Origin of the sequence: Enterococcus mundtii (assembly GCF_002947535.1) — a bacterium.
Lineage (GTDB): Bacteria > Bacillota > Bacilli > Lactobacillales > Enterococcaceae > Enterococcus_B > Enterococcus_B mundtii_B.
In genome coordinates this window covers 25,370-44,345 of sequence record NZ_PUAP01000032.1, presented here as the reverse complement: position 1 = coordinate 44,345, position 18,976 = coordinate 25,370, and the positions used below count along the sequence as shown (strand labels likewise).

Here is an 18,976-nt window from a genome sequence, read left to right as displayed (position 1 = left end):
CAGTTGTATATGGTAACCACATCGATGAATTATTGCGTAATTTAAACAAAGACTAATGTTCTGACGAGTTGACTCGTTCGTATCAATGGTCAATCAGAGGTCGGGACAGAAGTGTTCAGCCTCGAGAAATAAGGCGCCATCCACGAAAATTGTTCTTCAAATTTTTGTGGATGGCGCCTTATTTTCCGAAGAGGTTACTTCTGTTCCCGCCGTTTATTCGGTTTTAGGTGGTGGGAGAGAAATAAGGCCCCATTCCCTTTTTTGTCGTTGCCATTATTTACATAAACGAGAGATTTTGGATTAATTTCTGGTAAATTTTGTAAATTAGTAAAATAAAAAAATAAAAAATATTTCTTTGCGTACTTTATAAAAGAGACATTTTCGGAGTCTTAATGATAACTCCGAAAACACTATTGATAGAGTGAGGCGAAGCAATGAACTGGCAAACATTACTAACAAAAAATGCACAGAATATCTTTTTATTGATCAACCAAATGAAAGATCTGACATGGAAGAAAAGTGACTTAGCTAAAAGGATGGATGTCGATGTCAAAACGATCGATCGTTATTTGAAGCGTTTGAAATCAGAGGATTATCCTTTAGAACTAGCTTATAGGAAAAAAGAAGTCCAATTGGTCTACCATCAAGCATACAATGAGCCATTTCTTTTATTTGAATTTTTGATCCGATCTGATTCTTTCTGTTTACTACGGGATCTGATTTTACAAAGGGATTACTCCTTCGAATATGATCGTTCCGCACAAGAACGATTGAAAAAATGGTTGGGGGATTATCATCTTTCTTTTTCCTACAAAAAACGACAAATCTACGGTTCTGAACGAAAAATCAGATATTTACTTTTTTGTTTTCTCAAAGAGTTCCCAACTTTTTTTAAGGAAGACAAAGATCAAACCTTTTCAGAACTATTCATCCAACTACTGGATCAGCGACCTCAAGGGACAGATATTGAGATTTTCACGAATCATCAATTGTTCTTCTATGAGATTTTTCCAGAACTACTCTTTCGCTCTGAACAAAAACTTTCCACAAAAGAAAAAAACTATCGAGCCATCGTGCGACTGAATGGCCATTTGATCACAGACAAGCGGTGGGAAAGGATTGAAAAAACTTCCGTCTATCAAAAATTATCAATCGTCACCGAAAAATTAGATTCGTTATTTTGGTTGACGAATGATTTTGAGAGTTCCAATAAAAAGAAAATAACAAGAGTACTATTTCAAGAGTGGTTGAAATATTCGATCGGACTCCATGACCGCTTTATCCCCGAAGAAGCTATTGCTTATCAAGCTTTAGCAGATACAATCCCTAATTTTATTGAAAAATCAAACCAGTTCCGTATCGCTTTGCAACAAGCCTTGTTTCAGCCAACTGCTGAATGGGCAAGGATGTTGCTGAAATTGTTGAATGAACGAGGCTACTTAGAGATGTATGCACCGGAAGTGAAAATCGTGTTCTTTTTCCGTTATGACCATGAAGAAGCTAGGCGACTTGCTGCAATCTTAGATAAAACACTACGTCATCGCAAGCGAACATCGATCCATGTGTGTACCAGAAGTAAGCCACCTAGTTATGCTCAACTTGTCATCACAGATCACTTTTTTTCTGCTAGTCTCACTAGTGATCAGAAAACTTATTTTTATCAAGATTCACTAGGGATCGAAAGACTACTATCAGACATCGATTATTGGATCGATACAAAGATAACTTTTACAAGTAAACGAATCATCGAGCGCTAGAATATGCTATAATGGACTGGAAAAACAAAGGGGGAAAATCCATTGGAATTAAAGAAGCTAGAAGTACCTACATCTTCGATTACAGAAGTGAAAAGATCGCCGATGGATGTGTTTGACCAAGCTAGAAAAGCTGAAACAGGCGTATATATTTTTAATCGTGAAAAAGTTGCTGGTGTGATGTTGACCCAAGAGCAATATGAAACATTGTTGCAAGAGTTAGCTACGCTTCGCCAACTCGTTGCGACAGGAACTGAAGAAACAAAAGCAAGTGAATCAGTAACAAACGAACCATTTACAAAAAATCGCACGGCCATCGTCTCCACTTCTGAATCGTTAGAAGAATTAGTTAGCGCCTTAAAACAATATTTAGTTACAGGTGTGTCTATCTCTGCTAAAAATCTTGATGAACGAATGGTAGCATTAGGATTCATTACGAAGAAGACCGGTTTTGGCGGTGTTGTCGATATGCTCAATGAATTGACAGAGACGGGTAAAATCAATTACCAACTAAGAAAAAAACCAAATGGTAAAATCGTGATCGCAGAAATCATCGGTGAACAAGATAGTCAATCTCAATTATTCGATAAACTGATCATCAAAAAAATTTATTTACATGAAATATAAAAAATTACGGTGAGTTGCCTTGACTGCTTCGCCAAACATTGTACCTCGTTTAAAAAGAGTATAAAAATAAAAGTAAAGTATCCACAACGATCGCTAGCTGTCTTTGGGTACTTTACTTTTATTTTGCTGTCTGAAAAAGTTAACGCTTACTTTGTTTGCCTACGAGAATAAGCAAATATACTTCCCCAAATGATCCCTAATAACTGTGGCATTAAGTAAACCCCAGCTAGAAGTAGAATGATTTTTTCAGGAGAGAAGGGATGATATAAAAAATGCCATTCTGTACATTTGGCAAAAAATAAATAAGAGGTGATCGTAGAGCAAAGATTGCCAAGAAACAATGTCTTTAAACGATTGGCTCGCTTTAATGCAAAACCAAGGAGAAAAGCCAAAAACATCAATAGTATAAATAGGTTGACCGAATGATAATAATAATCAAAAAGTAGTGCAAGATAAAAATAAGGTACACACATCAATAAATAAATTGTTTTTTTTATGTAGCATAATCGCAAAGGTACATTCCTCCAAATCTTTCCCTTGTTTTTTATTGTAAAATCAAACAATGAATAATCAATTCTTTTTAGAAATATTCTGAATAAAATGAATAAAATCTCATTGCTTTATACTTAAAAAACTAGTCTTTCCCCTCAGTTTTTTTAGAGAAATAGAATATAGTATGATAGATGGAGTGTCTTTTGGGAGGTTTTGTATGAAAAAGAGAATAAAACTAGAACAATTGTATTTATTTCTTTGGTTTTTCCCAATTTTTCTTTTGCCTTTTACATGGGTGAATGCAGTGGTACAAGGTGCTGAGATTCTAGGCATCATCAATGGAAGTGGCTTTATTATTTCCAAAAATTTTCCGACATTGACCCTTTTTTATTTTTTGATCAGTGTGAATTTGATCGTTTCAAAAACATTTATAAAAAAGTATAATTGGCATTTGATCCAGTTTTCTTCTATGCTGGTCTTTACATCTTATTTCTCGATATTACCGAGGATCATCATCGGTCCGAATGGATTAAGTGAAAGTGGACTAAAAGATACAAGCTATTCTGCGATGTATTTTTTGACCATCAAACCTTGTTTTTATATAGCGATTGTTTCCTTTGCGTTAGCAGTCGGCCTATTCTATTATACAGAGATCCGTGAAAAATCCATATTTATGGAAAAGTTATAGTTTTTTTGTAGGACGTCCATTTTCGGACGTTTTTTTGTTTTACGATATATTTACACAACTTAACAATAACTTTACATATTCAATATCTAGGATTTACAGTACCCTGATACAATCAATTTGTAACTAAGAAAGGGGCATACAAATGAAAAAAGTTTTATTTTCTTTAGGAGTATTAGGTTTTATCTTAGCTGGATGTGGTTCTGGTTCAGGAAGTACGGATGGATCAGCAAGCAACTCGGCTAGTTCGGATGATCAAGTAAAAATCGTAGCGGTCGGTTCAACCGCTTTGCAACCTTTAGTTGATGCTGCACAAGAAATGTTTACACAAGAAAATCCCAACTATCAGATTTCTGTTCAAGGTGGCGGAAGTGGAACAGGACTTAGTCAAGTAGCAGCAGGCGCTGTAACAATCGGAAATTCTGATGTATTTGCAGAACAAAGAGATGGGATCGATGCAAGTAAATTAGTAGACCATCGCGTAGCAGTTGTTGGAATGGCACCAATCGTAAATAAAGATACAGGCGTTGATGATATTACAAAAGAACAATTGATCGACATCTTCACTGGCAAGATCACTAACTGGAGTGAATTAGGCGGAGCAGATCAAGAAATCAACGTCATCAACCGTGCAAACGGAAGTGGAACACGTGCAACATTTGAATACTGGGCATTAGATGGCGCAGTGCCAGTACAATCTCAAGAACAAGATTCATCTGGAACAGTTCGTCAAATCGTTTCACAAACACCAGGCGCGATCAGCTATTTAGCTTTCTCATATTTAGATGATTCTACTCAAGCGTTGAAAATCAACGGCGTAGAGCCAACTCCTGAAAATGTCTCAGACAATAGCTGGGAAATTTGGTCTTATGAGCATATGTATACAAATGGCGAGCCAGAACCAGAAGTGAAGAAATTCTTAGACTTCATGATGACTGATGCCGTTCAAGAAGGACCAGTTAAAGATTTAGGCTACCTACCAATCAGTTTGATGCAAGTTGAACGTGATGCAGAAGGTAACTTATCATAAGATTGAATACATCTTTCAATCAAAAGTTTATTCATAACGACTACCATTGATCATTAAGCTTAGATCCCAATTGAGGATCTAAGCTTTTTTTAGTTAAAAAAGCTGATCGATCCCTCGATGTTTTCGATTTTTTCCATATGACAGTTTTGAAAGAAGAATATCAGGTATATCTGAGGATTTATTTGACGAAATAACGTATGGTTAAAGAGTAGAAAAAAAGTTGAGGGATTAGTTATGAAAAGAAAAGAAAAACAGCGAGAAAAACAGTTACAACAAATGTTGGCACAATTAGAACGCATCGAGCCTAACAAAAATGAAGGGCTGACAGACAAACAGGTACAGGAGCGGATACGTGTTGGCGCTGTCAATCAAGCGACGAGTCCTACATTTAAAACGAACAAACAGATCGTGATGGAGAATGTCTTTACTTATTTCAATCTGATTTTTTTAGTCTTAGCTATTCTTTTATGTGTCGTCAACTCCTATAAAAATTTGACTTTTTTACCAGTCATACTGGCAAATACTGGAATTGCGATCTATCAAGAGATCCATTCTAAAAAAATCTTAGATCAGTTAAGCATGTTACATGCCGCAACAGTCAAGGTATTACGGAGTGGTCAAGAACAGAAGATAACTATTGAAGAATTAGTGCTAGATGATCTTGTCATTCTAAAAACAGGAGACCAGATCCCCGCGGATGGAAAGATCATAGACGGCAGTCTACAAGTGAATGAAGCGCTATTGACTGGTGAAGCAGATGAGATAACTAAGGAAATCGGCGATGAATTGATGTCGGGAAGCTTCATCGTAGCGGGTAAAGCGAAGGTTCAGTTGACACGAGTCGGCAATGAATCTTATATTGCTAAATTAACGATGCAAGCAAAAGAAATGGGTACTGGAGAACAATCAGAGATGATTGCTTCGTTAGATAGGATCATCAAATGGGTGGGGATCATTATTATTCCCATTGGATTGACCTTATTTTCTCAAAGCTATTTTTACAATGGTAATACATTGAGAGAGAGCATTGTGTCGATGGAAGCTGCGTTGATCGGGATGATTCCTGAAGGGCTGTACCTACTCACAACGATTGCACTAGCAATGAGTGCGACACGCTTAGCGAAACAACAAGTGTTACTTCATGACATGAAAAGTATCGAAACATTAGCACGAGTGGATGTATTATGTGTCGATAAAACAGGAACGATCACTGAAAATGCGATGGACGTTCAGCGTGTGCTGATTCCTGAAAATCCTTTAGCAAAACAAACAGCAGATCAGTTGGATGAATTACTAGGTGATTACGCACAGGCAATTGAAGCTGACAACGAAACGATGCAAGCAATCAAAAATTACTTCACGAAGCATTCTGACAGAGAGGCAACAGGAATCTTACCATTTTCTTCTGTGAGAAAATATAGCAGCGTGACATTTACGGATAAAACGTATGTCCTTGGGGCACCAGAAATGGTCTTGCGTGAAGCGTTCACGAGTTATGCTTCTGAATTTAGTGCTTATACGGATCAAGGCTATCGTGTATTAGTTTTCGGTGAATACCAAGGGGTACTGTCACAAGAAGACTTGGAAGAAGCCGTTATTCCATTAGGTTATTTATTGATTGCCAATCCAATCCGTCAAGAAGCGAAAGCAACGTTTAATTACTTTAAGAAACAAGAAGTTGCTATCAAAGTGATTTCTGGTGATAACCCAGCGACAGTTGCTCATGTTGCAACACAAGCGGGTATTTTGAATGCTGAGCATTATGTGGATGTTTCCTCGTTAAGGGAAGAAGAATTTCCAGAAGCCATGGAAAAATATACCGTCTTTGGTCGTGTCAAACCAGAACAGAAAAAGGAGTTTGTCCGTTTACTAAAAGAGAAGCATACGGTGGCGATGACTGGGGATGGGGTAAATGATATCTTGGCGATGAAAGAAGCCGATTGTAGCATTGCGATGGCATCAGGAAATGAAGCGACGATGCAAGCTGCACAAGTGGTCTTATTGGAATCAGATTTTTCCAAAATGCCAGAGATCGTTGGCGAAGGACGACGTGTCGTGAACAATATCGAACGTTCTGCCAGTCTCTTCTTAGTAAAAAATATCTTTTCATTTTTACTGTCTGTTTTTTCTGTTCTATTTGCTTTTACTTACCCATTAGAACCTTCACAAATCACATTGATCAGTTTATTTACGATCGGGTTACCTTCCTTTTTATTAGCTCTGGAAGAAAACGAGAACCGGATCAAAGGCCGATTCATTGAGAATGTCTTGGAAAAAGCCATTCCTGGTGGTTTGACCGATATGATGGTGGTAGGGGCTTTAGTCGTGGGTGGTTCGATTTTGAACCTTAACAAAACTGACACTTCGACAGCTTCCACCATGTTGCTGATCGTCGTTGGCTTTTTAGTTCTTTATAAAATCTGTCAACCATTGAACCAATTTCGAACACGGATCATGCTGTTTTGTGCAAGTGGAATCGTCTTTTCTGTTGTCTTCTTGCATAAACTATTTTCAATATCAGCCATTTCTCCAGTGTCTATCTTAATGGTGGTCATGCTCTTTTTCGCAGCCGAGTCCATCTTTCGACAGTTGACCTTTTTCGTGGAAAAATATTTGCATTTAGATAAGATCGATACGACACGTACGAAAAAACGTTGGAGAAAAGTATTCCCATTTTTCAAGAAGTGAGCCAAGATTTGTTGGGTACAAAGAGATAGCGTCAACATCCTAAAACAGAAGTGTTTTTGGATGTTGACGCTTCGTTCATTTATACCTACCAAGTCCACGATTAATTGATTTTAGGGATCGTCACAATAAAGGTAGAGCCGATACCAGGATGACTCTCGATTTCCACTGTACCATGAAGTAAGTTCACGTATTCTTTCACGATCGACAATCCTAATCCTGTACCACCAGAATGACGACTGCGCGCTTTATCCACACGATAAAAACGTTCAAAGATGCGTTCTTGATCTTCACGATCGATACCAATACCAAAATCTTGTACAGAGAAAATCAGCTGATCGTGGCTTTCGTAGCGAATGATGATCTCACTTTCTTCTTTTGAATATTGGATCGCGTTTTCAAACAAGTTTTTGATGATCGGGTAAAGCAAATCAGGATGTGTCGTAAAGGCAGTATTTTCTCCAATCAATTTGATCGTCAACTGCTTTTTACGGATCATTGGTTGATAGCTTTGGATCACCTGTTGGAAATAAGGCTCCATATAGATCGTTTGGGTTTCATGTAAACTCTCTTCGTCTTTTGATAACTGAATGATTTCACGGATCAGTTTGTCTAAACGGATGGCATCTTTTTGCATGATCAATAGAAATTCAGTCAGTGTTTCAGGGTCTTCTTTTGCGCCGTCCAATAAAGTCTCAGTAAAGCCGATCAAAGAAGTGACTGGTGTTTTTAATTCATGCGAGACATTGCCGACAAAATCTTTTTGCATTTTTTCTAAATGTCTGACTTTTGTCAGATCGTAAGCAACGCCTAGTATTTGTCCAGTATCTTCTGAACTATTGAAATAACGCAAGCTGATATCTAGTGTTTGCGTACCGTCAGCAATCGTGACTTCTTGATGAACGATTGGTTCAGTCGGAGAAACTTGATGGATCAATTGGATCAATTTTGGTTCTCGGATCACTTCTGTGTAATGTTGATTTTCTTGATAATCTTTGACACCTAAATGGACTTGCATTTTTGGATTAAGTAGTCGCAAGGTGGCATTCGAGTCAATCAGAAAGACACCGATCATCAATTCATTCAACAAGCTGTATAATTGTTCTTCCGTCGTCGTATAGGCGCGATACATTTTGGACATCTGTTCACTCAAGCCATTGATCGTCTGGTACAATTCTTCCCATTGATCAGAAGTCTGCATGATGATCTCCGTTTGTTCTGGATTCTTGACCATCTTTTTCAAAACAGGGATCACTGTTTTGAGTGGTTGGTTCCGTTGGTAAATCAGATAGTAGATCATAAATGTCAATAAAAGAAAGAAAACCAAGAAGAAACCGAATACCCACCGGCGAAAACTTTCTGTTCGAGGAAGAAAGCCACTTGTAGGCTCAGCGATACGAATGATCGCTACCAATTTTCCGTTGACTTTGATGGGCAAGGCGACATAAAGTAATTCCTCATTCAATGTCGTACTCTTACGAAGAGAAGTGCCAAGCGTACTTCCTTCTAAAATCGCTTTGATTTCCGGTCGTGTTTTTCTTTGTTCATGCAAAGAAGATTCTTCTGTGTCATAAATGATCGTGCCAGTTTGGTCGATCAACGTCACTCGTTCATTGGATTGATGGACAAATTCATCCAATACGGCTTTATTATTAGCAGAATCAGGATTCTCGACGTCTAGTTGACGTGCCAATAGCTGCGCTTTTTTTGTCAAATAACTTTCTTGTTGTTCAATGATCTGTTGCTGGAAATAATGGGAGATGATCTGCCATCCGCCAAAAAATAAGCCAAGCAACAAGAGAAGAAAAAACAAGCGCTCGGAGAATTTTTTCCATTGTTTTTTCATCGTTTTGGTTCCTGAAATTTATAGCCAAAGCCCCGAACAGTCAGTAAATATTTAGGATGTTTCGGATCACGCTCGATTTTTTCGCGTAAATGACTGACGTGGACATCAACGATGCGACTTTGTCCAGAAAAATCAAAATTCCAGATACGATCCAACAGTGTATCTCGGTCGATCACTCGATCTTTGCGTTTCATGAAATAAACAAGTAACTCAAATTCTTTCGGTGTGAGTTCGATTGGTTGATCCTCGATCGTCACTTGATAATTCGTCAAGTCGGCTTTGATTTGTCCAATTGATAAGTATTCTGGTTCTGCCTCATCAGATTGAGTTTTACGGGGTTCGATCCGACGAAAGATGGCTTTCATTCGTGCAAGAACTTCCCGAGGGCTGAAGGGTTTCGTCAAATAATCATCCGCACCGATCTCCAGTCCGATGATTCGGTCGACTTGATCATCTTTAGCTGTTAGGATCAATATAGGTGTATCATTTTTTTCTTGACGGAGTTTTTGTGTGATCGCGATTCCGTCGATCGAAGGAAGCATCACATCTAAAATAATGAAATCATATGAATGTTCCAATGCAAGATCAAGACCTTCTTGACCATCTGCAGCACTGGTTACTTTATATCCTTCTTTTTCAAGATTGAATGTCAGTAATGTTACAATTGAGGGTTCGTCATCAACAACTAGTACTTTTTTCATAAATTCTCCTTTTGATAAATTTCATCTCCTTTATTTTAGCACAGAATCGGGGTCAAGGACTATTTAACCAGCTAAATAAATGGTATAATATAAAAGCAATTTGCTCAGTTAAAGGAGAAAATGTCCGATGATCGGTATCAGTGCTTGTTTAGGTGGCATCTCATGTCGCTATGATGGAGGGAATAAAACAATCCCTGCCTTAAAAAAACTCGTGGCAGAAGGTCAAGCCATCCTGATTTGTCCAGAAGTAGCAGGAGGTTTGCCCATTCCAAGAGAACCAGCAGAAATCGTTGGTGGTGATGGGTTTGATGTCTGGAATCATCAGGCAATGGTCATGACGATCTCTGGAGAAGATGTCACAGAAGCCTATAAAAATGGTGCGATCAATGCTTATCAAGTTCTAAAGGAAAAGCAGATCTCAACGTTGATCTTAAAAGCAAATAGTCCTTCCTGCGGCTCGTCAACTATCTATGATGGTAGTTTCACCGGAGGTCTGAAAGAAGGTATTGGTGTAGCCACCGCCTATTTTCTCCAACAAAAAATCAGTGTCTGCTCAGAAGAAGAGTGGACGGATCAACGAGGTGAGTTGAATGGAAATTGAGAAAACCAATCGGATGAATGCTCTTTTTGAATTTTATTCGACACTGTTGACTGAGAAACAAATGAATTATATGGAATTATATTATGCAGATGATTTTTCACTTGGAGAAATCGCTGAAGAATATGAAGTCAGTCGTCAAGCAGTTTATGATAATATCAAACGTACGAGCAAGATCTTGGAGAATTACGAAAAAAAGCTCCACCTTTTTTCTGATTATGTCGTTCGTGAACAATTGTTGACGGAATTGACGAACTATATCAATGAACAGTATCCTGAAGATCAAACGCTGCAAGGATATATCAAAAAAATTCAAGAAATCGAAGAATAACAAAAAGGAATGAATAAAATATGGCATTTGAAAGCTTAACTGAACGCCTACAACAGGCGATGTCAAAGTTACGAAAAAAAGGAAAAGTCTCTGAAGCTGACGTCAAAGAAATGATGCGCGAGATCCGTCTTGCGCTATTAGAAGCCGATGTCAATTTACAAGTAGTCAAAGATTTTACGAAACGTGTGCGCGAACGTGCAGTTGGAGCAGAAGTACTTGATAGTCTGTCGCCAGCGCAACAAATCGTTAAGATCGTTGACGAAGAATTAACGATCACTTTAGGTTCAGAAACGGTCGAATTGACTAAATCTCCTAAAATCCCGACTGTCATCATGATGGCTGGTTTGCAAGGGGCAGGTAAAACAACGTTTACTGGTAAATTAGCGAATTATTTAAAGAAAAATGAAAATGCTCGTCCCTTATTGATCGCAGGTGACGTATACCGTCCTGCTGCCATCGACCAGTTGAAAGTTTTAGGACAGCAATTGGATGTCCCTGTTTTTGATATGGGAACGGATGTCAGTCCTGTAGAAATCGTTCGCCAAGGGATGGAACTAGCTAAAGAAAAGAAAAATGATTACGTATTGATCGATACAGCCGGTCGTTTGCACATTGATGAAACATTGATGGACGAATTGAAACAGATCAAAGACTTGACACAACCTAACGAAATCCTACTCGTCGTCGATGCGATGACTGGTCAAGATGCCGTCAATGTTGCGGATAGCTTCAATCAGCAATTAGGGATCACAGGGGTCGTCATCACAAAATTGGATGGAGACACACGTGGGGGAGCTGCGCTATCGATCCGCTCAGTGACAGGCGCGCCAATCAAGTTCATCGGTTCTGGTGAAAAGCTGACTGATTTAGAAGTCTTCCATCCAGATCGCATGGCAAGTCGTATCCTTGGTATGGGGGATATGTTGACGCTGATCGAAAAAGCGCAACAAGACTATGATGAGAAAAAAGCAGAAGAACTTGCGCAAAAAATGCGTGAGAACTCATTCGACTTTAATGACTTCATCGAACAATTGGATCAAGTCATGGGTATGGGACCAATCGAAGACTTATTAAAAATGATTCCAGGAATGAATCAAATGCCAGGAATCGAAAATGTCAAAGTTGACCCGAAAGATGTTGAGCGTAAAAAAGCCATGGTTTATTCCATGACCCCAGCAGAACGCGAGAATCCAGACCTATTGAATCCAAGCCGTCGACGCAGGATCGCTGCTGGTTCTGGGAACAGCGTAGTAGAAGTCAACCGTATGATCAAACAATTCAAAGAATCCCGTAAGATGATGCAACAAATGTCTAAAGGGGACATGAATATTCCTGGCATGGACCAAATGTTCGGCACAGGCGTCAAAGGTAAGCTAGGAAAAATGGCGATGAATCGCATGATGAAGAAAAACAAAAAGAAAAAGAAGAAAAAGAAATAAAAAGTAGCTAAGTAGAATAGAAAAAGCTTCGAAGACGTATCTTATTGTGTCTTCGAAGTTTTTTCATTCATTATGTGAGAATCTAAAAGGAGTGAGTAAATGAAACGCTGTCCATGGAGTGAATCAACTGAAATAATGCGTGAGTACCATGATACGATTTGGGGGGTACCTGAATATGAGGACCAACGACTGTACCGTAAATTAATGCTTGATATCAACCAAGCAGGTCTTAGCTGGCAAACGATTTTGAACAAGAGCCAAGCTTTTGATGAAGCTTATGACCAGTTTGAACTCGAAAAAGTCGCCAAGTATGATGAAGAAAAAATCGAAGAATTGATGAACAACAAAGGGATCATTCGCAATCGGCGAAAAATCGAAGCGGCAATCACGAACGCACAAGCTGTTCTAGCAATGCAAGCTACCGGACTCAGTTTTTCGGATTATCTCTGGTCTTTTGTGGATGGCAAAGTGGTAACCGGAAACTACCAAGACCAAAGTGAAGTACCAACTACTAGTGAACTCTCTGATCGCCTCTCGAAGGACCTGAAAAAACGCGGCTTCAAATTTATTGGAAGTACGACCATCTATGCCTTTTTAGAAGCGGTAGGGATCATCAACGATCATTTAGTCACTTGTTTTCGCTACCAAGAAGTCACTCACTAAAGGAGTAAGATGAAATGTCTAAGATCATTTTTTACGGAGCAATCAGTATGGATGGCTATCTAGCAACAACTAATGATGACTTGCAATGGCTCTTCGATACGCCTACTGGTGAAAAAACAACCTATGATGCGTTTTATCAAACTATTGATACAACGATCATGGGCAGAAAAACGTACCAAGAAGCCAAAAAATATTTAGATACAGCTAAGATATATCCAGAAAAAAACAATTATGTCTTTTCGACAGATAAAGACTTGCAGTTGGAAGATGCTAGGGTCGTTCACGAAGATCCAGTAACTTTTATCAAGGAACTGAAGAAATCTAGTGAACAAAGGATCTGGGTAGTAGGTGGGGGCAGTTTGCTCAAACCAATCATTGAACAGCAACTGATCGATGAATGGTACATTCAAATTGCGCCGGTTTTACTTGGGAATGGGATTCGTCTTTTTCAAGAAGGGGATTATGTACAGCGGTATCAATTGGTGGACACGAAACGCTTTGGCGAGTTCATCGAGCTTCACTATCGTAAAGAAGATCATAATGATCAGTAGGTCATACAAAAAAACCACGAAACCCATATTGTTTCGTGGTTTTTTCTAAGAAAAAGTAAAACATTAAGCGTTCAATTTTCCAGCGAAATCTAGATATGCATCTAAAATCGTTTGGAAGAAATCAACGGTTCCTTGGATAATGTTGCCATCTTCATCAAGTAAGTTAGTGATATTTCCGATATATGCTTCTGGTTGTTGTAATGTTGGGACATTTAAAAAGACTAATGATTGACGTAAGTGATGATTTGCGCCAAAACCACCGACTCCACCAGGAGAAGCAGTGACCACTAAACCAGGTTTTTTATCCCAAACACTTTGACCATAAGGACGTGAACCAACATCCAAGGCATTTTTCAATACAGCTGGTACTGAACGATTATACTCAGGAGTAACAAATATCACGCCGTCTAGGTCTTTGACCTCTTCACGGAAACGTGTCCATTCTGCAGGTGTTTGCTCAGGTGTTTCGATATCTTCGTTATAAAAAGGAAGGTCATCGATTTTTACAAATACACTCTCGTATCCTTCCGGCAATAAGTCCGCAAAAGTTTCTGCAACTTTCTTATTGTATGAATCTTTTCTTAAACTTCCGATGAAAAAACCAATTTTTTTTGTCATAAAACAATTCCTCCTTCAATCTTTCTATATTTATCTTACAAAAAATAAGTAAACTGAGCAAATAAAAACACTTGGGTTATTTTATTGTCGGGTCAAAAACAAAATAAATGCTTATAGACAGGGGATTTGCAAGCCTTCGATGTTCAACTTTGATTAGTCGAAAAAGGTAAGAAGAAAGAATGGAAAAGGGTAGAATATACTTAGTCTAAGAATAAAAGGAGAAAAAAAGCAGACTGTAAAGAAAAAAAGCTTTACAGGGTAAAAAAAAACTGGTACACTACATCTTGTGAATAAAACAATGGAGGTGGAAATATATAATGGCAGTTAAAATCCGTTTAAAACGTATGGGTTCTAAAAAGAGTCCTTTTTACCGTATCGTCGTAGCTGATTCACGTTCTCCTCGTGATGGACGTTTCATCGAAACTGTAGGTACTTACAACCCTTTGAAAGACCCTGCAGAAGTAGTTTTAAAAGAAGATTTAGTACTTGACTGGTTATCAAAAGGTGCACAACCTTCAGATACAGTACGTAACATCCTTTCAAAAGAAGGCGTTATGAAAAAACATCATGAAGCTAAATTCTCAAAGAAATAAGGTGACCGGATATGAAAGATTTAAGCGAATTAGTCTTAACAATCGTTCGTCCGTTAGTTACTTATCCTGATCAAGTCCAGCTAGAAGTCGTTGAGTCGGAAGATTTTTACGAATACAATCTAACTGTGGCTCCCGAAGATATCGGTCGTATCATCGGTAAACAAGGTCGCGTTGCGAAAGCAATCCGTACGATCGTTTACGGAGTACGAATCAATGCACCCAAAAAAGTGCGTTTGAATATCATCGACAATAAAGAATAAACTGTTTCGTTTTTTACGAAACAGTTTTTTTGTGTTCTTTAGAGATCATATTTGGCAAAAACAGGTACAAAGCGTATCCTTAATACTAAGAGAGGAGTGTTTCGAATGAAAAAAATAGGTTTGATCAGCTTATTCGCAGTCGCTTTACTCGGTGCCTGTCAATCACCAAGTGAAACGAGTCAAGAAACGACAAATGAAACAGTTCGTACGACAGAAACAAGTACTTCAAAGGAAGAGATAGGGTCATCTTCCATAAGTAGCAATGAGACAGCTTCATCAGCTGAAACAAGTACGAGTACACAAGAAAATTCGACGCAAACTGCCTTTGAGCAATTGCAAAAAGAATATCCAGACACACCGATGCCCAAAGAGATCCCAGTTGGGGCATCTAATTTGAACATCGCAGCAACGATGACAAAACAAGGCTTTTCTATCTTATACTATCAATCAGAACAAGCACTACCACTAAACGACGCCTCATTGAACCAAGCAGAACCAATCGCTTCTTATCTTTATCAAGATGGCTTTGCTTCTTCTCAAGAAACACTGAACACGATCCAGCCATTTACGATCGATACTGGGGGAAGACAAGTCGATCTCGGCTATAACATCGTTGGTTATCAACAGGGCGCTGCTGGGTCTTCGATTCTTGAATGGCAAGAGGGAAATTGGCGGCTACGGATACGTGCCAACAATATTGACGGACAAGATCCTGTACCTTTGGCGAAACAGATCGTGACTTACTTGGAGTCTGCCCGATTACCTGCACCGGAAAAAGTCGGAACAATCGAAATCAATATGACCGATGGCACCAATCAAAATACTCGGATCATTTGGCAACAACCAACCTCTGTTTATACGATCACGAACCAAGATTCGATGAATGCATTAAAAATGGCTGTTTCAATGGAACAACAATAAAAGAAGACTAGAATTGCCAAGGACCACATGCTAAAATAGACAGGAAACGATAGAACACTCTGAGTCCAAAAGCAAATCGTGACCAAGCAGAGTGACAAGAATCATGAAAGAAATGAGGACAAAAGTTGACTGAATATCTAAACGTTGGCAAGATTGTCAATACACAAGGAATCAAAGGCGAAGTCCGTGTCATCTCAACCACAGATTTCCCTGAAGAACGTTACAAAAAAGGTGAAGTTTTGACACTTTTCCAAGAAGGCAAAGCTCCTGTAGAATTGACTGTAAAGAGTCACCGTAAACATAAAAACTTTGATTTACTCAGCTTTGAGAATCATCCTTCCATCAATGACGTTGAAAAATACCGTGATGGTATCTTACGTGTATCAAAAGAAAACTTAGTTGAATTGACAGAAAATGAATATTACTACCATGAAATCATTGGCTTGAAGGTCATCGATGAAAACGAAAAAGAACTAGGAAAGATCAAAGAGATTTTATCTCCAGGCGCAAATGACGTTTGGGTCATCCAACGACCAAAGAAAAAAGATGCATTGATCCCGTATATCGATTCCGTCGTTCAAGAAGTCGATCTTGAAAATGGCTTGGTTCGTGTGACATTACTAGAAGGATTGATCGATGATGAAGATTGACGTATTGACTCTGTTTCCACGAATGTTTGAAGGCCCGATGGGGGAATCGATCATTGGCAAAGCAGTAGCAAAAGAATTACTAGAAATCAATGTTTCTAATTTCCGTGAGTATTCGGACAACAAACACCAAACGGTCGATGATTATCCATATGGTGGTGGGGCAGGGATGTTATTGAAAGTCCAACCCATCTATGACAATATCAAAGCTATCGAAGAAAAACATCCAGAGACCAAAAAACGGGTGATTTTACTTGATCCGGCTGGTAAACCATTCAATCAAAAAATGGCAGAAGAATTTTCAGAAGAAGAGCATTTGATCTTTATTTGTGGCCACTATGAAGGCTATGATGAGCGCATCCGCTCGCTCGTAACAGATGAAGTCTCATTGGGAGATTATGTACTGACCGGTGGAGAGTTAGGTGCCATGGTCATGATCGATGCGACGGTTCGACTATTGCCAGATGTCTTAGGTAACCAGACATCTGCCCAAACAGACTCGCATTCTACTGGCTTACTGGAACACCCACAATATACAAGACCAGCAGAATTCAAGGATATGAAAGTACCAGAAGTATTGACCAATGGTAATCATAAATTGATTGAAGAATGGCAATTAAAAGAATCCTTACGCCGAACATATCTTCGACGTCCAGACATGTTAGAAAAACTAGAAATGACACCGCAAATGGAAAAAATGCTAGTGGAGATCAAAAAAGAAGAAGCTTGAGTTGCAATAAATATATGAAAATTTTCTTTACACTCACCATGGAATATGATAGTATTCTATGGTGAGTGTAAAAACACTTAACTATTACGATGTTCCGCTGTGAGAAACTACTCATAAGAATGTTTGGAATAAGGAGAAGAAAACAATGAATCCATTAATCGAAGAATTAACAAAAGAACAACTACGTTCTGACATCCCAGCTTTCCGCCCTGGTGACTCTGTACGTGTTCATGCGAAAGTTGTCGAAGGTACTCGTGAACGTATCCAGTTATTTGAAGGTGTTGTAATCAAACGCCGTGGTGCTGGAATCAGCGAAACTTATACAGTACGTAAAGTTTCTAACGGTGTAGGCGTTGAGCGTACATTCCCATTGCACACACCGCGTGTTGCAAAAATCGAAGTTGTCCGTTACGGTAAAGTACGTCGTGCGAAATTGTACTACTTACGCGCATTACACGGAAAAGCAGCTCGTATCAAAGAAATCCGTCGTTAATTTCTTATTATCAGACAGAGGAAGAACCCTTGAATTTTCAAGGGTTCTTTTTTTATCGTTCGAAATCTGTTTACGCAAGTTTATAAATTATGCTATAGTAAAAATGAAAACAAACGAAAGAAGGTGAGTATAATGAAAAAATATATCAACCAACCGAAGCTCTTAGTGAACTTGGATTTATCATACTCACCATGGATCGTTGTCTAGTATTTATAGGGAATACTCACGATAGGAATGGAATGTTGATAACTTTATGATTCGCAAATGAGCGGGTCATGAAGTTTTTTTTATTTCTAACTATCAAAGGAGTATCAATATGACAGCAAATAAATATCATGTTTCACTGATTCGTGGAAGAGTTACAGTTAGTTATGGAAGTAGTTATCAGATCCTAAGCGATGATCAAGAGATCTCAGCTAAATTATCTGGTTCTTTAAAACACCAATCGACTTCTCAAAGTGAGTTACCTGTTGTTGGCGATTGGGTGAAATTTCAACTGTTACCTGATAATAAAGGTATTATCCACTCCGTTGATGAACGTTTCTCAAAGTTTTCTAGAAAAACAGCAGGAAATCGTTCCGACGAACAGATCATCGCAACGAATATCGATTGGCTCTTTATTGTCAGTAGTTTGAATAATGATTTTAATCTGAGAAGAATCGAACGCTATTTAGTCGCAGGCAAACAAAGTGGCGCAAAACCAGTGCTCATTCTTACGAAAGCTGACTTATGTCCGACGATTGACTTATTTCTCGTGCCACTGTATGCGTTAACGACAGATATTATTGTGACTAGTTTTGACAATGAACAAGGTATCCAACAAGTTGCAGACTTATTAGCAGACGGAAAAACGGGCGCACTTGTTGGTTCTTCGGGTGTCGGGAAATCCACACTTGTCAATCGGTTGATGAAGGGTGAAGCAATGCACGTTTCAGCGATCAGACAAGAGGATGATAAAGGGCGCCATACAACGACACATAGAGAATTACTTGCGTTACCAACCGGTGGTTTTTTGATCGATACCCCAGGGATGCGAGAATTCCAACCATTTCAAGAAGAGCAGTTAGATAGCCAATTTGAGGATATTGTTCAACTCTCTCTCAATTGTCGATTCAGAAATTGTCGGCATGATCAAGAAAATGATTGCGCAATCAAACAAGCAATCGACAATGGAGAGCTATCAGAAAATCGCTATATGAACTATTTGAAATTGCAGAAAGAACTGCTCTTTCAAGAAAAGAGAATCTGCGAAAAAGAGAAATTGAAGAACAGAAGAAAAAGAAAATAGCTCACGGTAAAACAATATCACTCA

General features: G+C 38.7%; 20 protein-coding genes and 2 pseudogenes. 18 read left to right on the top strand and 4 right to left on the bottom strand.

Annotated elements, in window-relative coordinates:
- Positions 1 to 434 precede the first annotated feature (434 nt).
- From CUS89_RS11100 to CUS89_RS16595, 3 genes and pseudogenes are all read left to right on the top strand, one after another.
- A complete protein-coding gene (locus CUS89_RS11100; RefSeq protein WP_104872177.1) occupies positions 435 to 1,757 on the top strand; it encodes a hypothetical protein in 1,323 nt (440 codons plus the stop codon).
- Positions 1,758 to 1,799: 42 nt separating this feature from the next.
- Positions 1,800 to 1,998: pseudogene (locus tag CUS89_RS16600) on the top strand (type II toxin-antitoxin system Phd/YefM family antitoxin); the annotation flags it as partial.
- A 74-nt stretch (positions 1,999 to 2,072) separates the two neighbouring features.
- Positions 2,073 to 2,381 (top strand): annotated as a pseudogene (locus CUS89_RS16595) (type II toxin-antitoxin system Phd/YefM family antitoxin); the annotation flags it as partial.
- Positions 2,382 to 2,527: 146 nt separating this feature from the next.
- Here the strand turns inward: CUS89_RS16595 and CUS89_RS11090 are convergent.
- Complete coding sequence (locus CUS89_RS11090; RefSeq protein WP_258082415.1) at positions 2,528 to 2,893, bottom strand: hypothetical protein; 366 nt, start codon at positions 2,891 to 2,893, stop codon at positions 2,528 to 2,530.
- Positions 2,894 to 3,090: 197 nt separating this feature from the next.
- On the opposite strand from CUS89_RS11090, the gene CUS89_RS11085 reads away from it, so the two are divergent.
- The 3 genes from CUS89_RS11085 to CUS89_RS11075 all read left to right on the top strand — a co-directional run bounded on the left by CUS89_RS11085 (position 3,091) and on the right by CUS89_RS11075 (position 7,276).
- Entirely contained in the window at positions 3,091 to 3,561 is a 471-nt protein-coding gene (locus tag CUS89_RS11085; RefSeq protein ID WP_019722776.1) for a hypothetical protein, read from the top strand.
- Between the two features lie 142 nt (positions 3,562 to 3,703).
- On the top strand, positions 3,704 to 4,588 hold the full coding sequence (locus CUS89_RS11080) for a phosphate ABC transporter substrate-binding protein PstS family protein (protein ID WP_019722775.1): 885 nt from the start codon (positions 3,704 to 3,706) through the stop codon (positions 4,586 to 4,588).
- A gap of 234 nt (positions 4,589 to 4,822) precedes the next feature.
- Entirely contained in the window at positions 4,823 to 7,276 is a 2,454-nt protein-coding gene (locus CUS89_RS11075; RefSeq protein WP_104872175.1) for a cation-translocating P-type ATPase, read from the top strand.
- Positions 7,277 to 7,376: 100 nt separating this feature from the next.
- Here the strand turns inward: CUS89_RS11075 and CUS89_RS11070 are convergent, their stop codons facing one another.
- Positions 7,377 to 9,119 carry a sensor histidine kinase gene (locus CUS89_RS11070; protein WP_019722773.1) on the bottom strand — a complete coding sequence of 581 codons (1,743 nt, stop codon included), beginning with the start codon at positions 9,117 to 9,119 and terminating at the stop codon, positions 7,377 to 7,379.
- Positions 9,116 to 9,820 (bottom strand): response regulator transcription factor, encoded by a 705-nt coding sequence (locus CUS89_RS11065; RefSeq protein ID WP_010734999.1) that lies wholly within the window; start codon positions 9,818 to 9,820, stop codon positions 9,116 to 9,118. The genes CUS89_RS11070 and CUS89_RS11065 overlap by 4 nt, the downstream gene beginning before the upstream one ends.
- A 127-nt stretch (positions 9,821 to 9,947) precedes the next feature.
- Between CUS89_RS11065 and CUS89_RS11060 the strand changes: the two genes are divergently transcribed.
- From CUS89_RS11060 to CUS89_RS11040, 5 genes are all read left to right on the top strand, one after another.
- Positions 9,948 to 10,421, top strand: coding sequence for a DUF523 domain-containing protein (locus tag CUS89_RS11060; protein ID WP_104872174.1), 474 nt, complete (start codon positions 9,948 to 9,950; stop codon positions 10,419 to 10,421).
- Positions 10,411 to 10,749: a putative DNA-binding protein gene (locus tag CUS89_RS11055; protein WP_010735001.1), complete on the top strand. Its 339-nt coding sequence runs from the start codon at positions 10,411 to 10,413 to the stop codon at positions 10,747 to 10,749. The genes CUS89_RS11060 and CUS89_RS11055 overlap by 11 nt, the downstream gene beginning before the upstream one ends.
- A gap of 20 nt (positions 10,750 to 10,769) precedes the next feature.
- Positions 10,770 to 12,188 carry a signal recognition particle protein gene (ffh, locus tag CUS89_RS11050; RefSeq protein ID WP_019722771.1) on the top strand — a complete coding sequence of 473 codons (1,419 nt, stop codon included), beginning with the start codon at positions 10,770 to 10,772 and terminating at the stop codon, positions 12,186 to 12,188.
- Between the two features lie 99 nt (positions 12,189 to 12,287).
- Positions 12,288 to 12,851, top strand: coding sequence for a DNA-3-methyladenine glycosylase I (locus CUS89_RS11045; RefSeq protein ID WP_019722770.1), 564 nt, complete (start codon positions 12,288 to 12,290; stop codon positions 12,849 to 12,851).
- Between the two features lie 14 nt (positions 12,852 to 12,865).
- A complete protein-coding gene (locus CUS89_RS11040; protein ID WP_104872173.1) occupies positions 12,866 to 13,402 on the top strand; it encodes a dihydrofolate reductase family protein in 537 nt (178 codons plus the stop codon).
- A 63-nt stretch (positions 13,403 to 13,465) separates the two neighbouring features.
- On the opposite strand, the gene CUS89_RS11035 is transcribed toward CUS89_RS11040, so the two are convergent.
- The gene (locus CUS89_RS11035; RefSeq protein WP_019722768.1) at positions 13,466 to 14,020 is read right to left on the bottom strand and encodes an NADPH-dependent FMN reductase; all 555 of its coding nucleotides are present in this window, start codon (positions 14,018 to 14,020) and stop codon (positions 13,466 to 13,468) included.
- A 317-nt stretch (positions 14,021 to 14,337) separates the two neighbouring features.
- On the opposite strand from CUS89_RS11035, the gene rpsP reads away from it, so the two are divergent.
- The 7 genes from rpsP to rsgA all read left to right on the top strand — a co-directional run bounded on the left by rpsP (position 14,338) and on the right by rsgA (position 18,952).
- Complete coding sequence (rpsP, locus tag CUS89_RS11030) at positions 14,338 to 14,613, top strand: 30S ribosomal protein S16 (RefSeq protein WP_010735006.1); 276 nt, start codon at positions 14,338 to 14,340, stop codon at positions 14,611 to 14,613.
- Between the two features lie 11 nt (positions 14,614 to 14,624).
- Positions 14,625 to 14,873: a KH domain-containing protein gene (locus CUS89_RS11025; RefSeq protein ID WP_019722767.1), complete on the top strand. Its 249-nt coding sequence runs from the start codon at positions 14,625 to 14,627 to the stop codon at positions 14,871 to 14,873.
- 105 nt (positions 14,874 to 14,978) lie between these two features.
- Entirely contained in the window at positions 14,979 to 15,794 is an 816-nt protein-coding gene (locus CUS89_RS11020) for a hypothetical protein (protein ID WP_104872172.1), read from the top strand.
- Positions 15,795 to 15,919: 125 nt separating this feature from the next.
- Complete coding sequence (rimM, locus tag CUS89_RS11015; RefSeq protein WP_010735009.1) at positions 15,920 to 16,444, top strand: ribosome maturation factor RimM; 525 nt, start codon at positions 15,920 to 15,922, stop codon at positions 16,442 to 16,444.
- On the top strand, positions 16,434 to 17,171 hold the full coding sequence (gene trmD, locus CUS89_RS11010; RefSeq protein ID WP_181055356.1) for a tRNA (guanosine(37)-N1)-methyltransferase TrmD: 738 nt from the start codon (positions 16,434 to 16,436) through the stop codon (positions 17,169 to 17,171). Before rimM ends, trmD begins: the two co-directional genes overlap by 11 nt.
- 145 nt (positions 17,172 to 17,316) lie before the next feature.
- Positions 17,317 to 17,664 (top strand): 50S ribosomal protein L19, encoded by a 348-nt coding sequence (gene rplS, locus CUS89_RS11005; protein ID WP_104872171.1) that lies wholly within the window; start codon positions 17,317 to 17,319, stop codon positions 17,662 to 17,664.
- A gap of 316 nt (positions 17,665 to 17,980) precedes the next feature.
- Positions 17,981 to 18,952 carry a ribosome small subunit-dependent GTPase A gene (rsgA, locus tag CUS89_RS11000; protein WP_104872170.1) on the top strand — a complete coding sequence of 324 codons (972 nt, stop codon included), beginning with the start codon at positions 17,981 to 17,983 and terminating at the stop codon, positions 18,950 to 18,952.
- Positions 18,953 to 18,976: the final 24 nt, after the last annotated feature.

Bases quoted from the DNA above. Each gene is read 5' to 3' on its own strand.
- CUS89_RS11085 (WP_019722776.1), top strand. From the start codon at position 3,091: ATGAAAAAGAGAATAAAACTAGAACAATTGTATTTATTTCTTTGGTTT.
- CUS89_RS11070 (WP_019722773.1), bottom strand. From the start codon at position 9,119: ATGAAAAAACAATGGAAAAAATTCTCCGAGCGCTTGTTTTTTCTTCTC.
- CUS89_RS11045 (WP_019722770.1), top strand. From the start codon at position 12,288: ATGAAACGCTGTCCATGGAGTGAATCAACTGAAATAATGCGTGAGTAC.
- rpsP (WP_010735006.1), top strand. From the start codon at position 14,338: ATGGCAGTTAAAATCCGTTTAAAACGTATGGGTTCTAAAAAGAGTCCT.
- CUS89_RS11065 (WP_010734999.1), bottom strand. From the start codon at position 9,820: ATGAAAAAAGTACTAGTTGTTGATGACGAACCCTCAATTGTAACATTA.
- CUS89_RS11080 (WP_019722775.1), top strand. From the start codon at position 3,704: ATGAAAAAAGTTTTATTTTCTTTAGGAGTATTAGGTTTTATCTTAGCT.
- CUS89_RS11025 (WP_019722767.1), top strand. From the start codon at position 14,625: ATGAAAGATTTAAGCGAATTAGTCTTAACAATCGTTCGTCCGTTAGTT.
- CUS89_RS11040 (WP_104872173.1), top strand. From the start codon at position 12,866: ATGTCTAAGATCATTTTTTACGGAGCAATCAGTATGGATGGCTATCTA.
- CUS89_RS11055 (WP_010735001.1), top strand. From the start codon at position 10,411: ATGGAAATTGAGAAAACCAATCGGATGAATGCTCTTTTTGAATTTTAT.
- ffh (WP_019722771.1), top strand. From the start codon at position 10,770: ATGGCATTTGAAAGCTTAACTGAACGCCTACAACAGGCGATGTCAAAG.
- CUS89_RS11060 (WP_104872174.1), top strand. From the start codon at position 9,948: ATGATCGGTATCAGTGCTTGTTTAGGTGGCATCTCATGTCGCTATGAT.
- CUS89_RS11020 (WP_104872172.1), top strand. From the start codon at position 14,979: ATGAAAAAAATAGGTTTGATCAGCTTATTCGCAGTCGCTTTACTCGGT.
- trmD (WP_181055356.1), top strand. From the start codon at position 16,434: ATGAAGATTGACGTATTGACTCTGTTTCCACGAATGTTTGAAGGCCCG.
- CUS89_RS11100 (WP_104872177.1), top strand. From the start codon at position 435: ATGAACTGGCAAACATTACTAACAAAAAATGCACAGAATATCTTTTTA.
- rsgA (WP_104872170.1), top strand. From the start codon at position 17,981: ATGACAGCAAATAAATATCATGTTTCACTGATTCGTGGAAGAGTTACA.
- CUS89_RS11075 (WP_104872175.1), top strand. From the start codon at position 4,823: ATGAAAAGAAAAGAAAAACAGCGAGAAAAACAGTTACAACAAATGTTG.
- CUS89_RS11035 (WP_019722768.1), bottom strand. From the start codon at position 14,020: ATGACAAAAAAAATTGGTTTTTTCATCGGAAGTTTAAGAAAAGATTCA.
- rplS (WP_104872171.1), top strand. From the start codon at position 17,317: ATGAATCCATTAATCGAAGAATTAACAAAAGAACAACTACGTTCTGAC.